Below are 271 nucleotides of genomic sequence, written 5' to 3' on the forward strand. Positions count from 1 at the left end.
GGCCAGCCGTTCGCCGCGTTCTACCGGCGCCGCCTGGGCAGTGACGAGGCGGTGCGCCAACGCCAGGCCCAGGTACAGGAGGCCGCCAGTGCGGTAGGTGAACAGCTCGATTTCAGCCGCATTGCGCGCATGCCCAACACTGCAGACGCCCATCGCTTGCTGTTGCATGCCGCCGAGCTGGGCAGCGAGCAGCAGCTCGAAGCGCTGCTGGAGCGGCTGTTTGCCGCGTATTTTCGGCTGGGCGAAGACCTGGGCGACCGCGCCACGCTGT

The 271-nt window shown here is 68.3% G+C and carries 1 pseudogene; it reads left to right on the forward strand.

The annotated features are described in order from the left end of the window. Nucleotides 1-271, forward strand: a pseudogene (locus SB765_RS29815) (DsbA family oxidoreductase); the annotation flags it as partial.

Source organism: Pseudomonas sp. SIMBA_067, from assembly GCF_046534675.1.
Classification (GTDB): Bacteria; Pseudomonadota; Gammaproteobacteria; order Pseudomonadales; family Pseudomonadaceae; genus Aquipseudomonas; species Aquipseudomonas putida.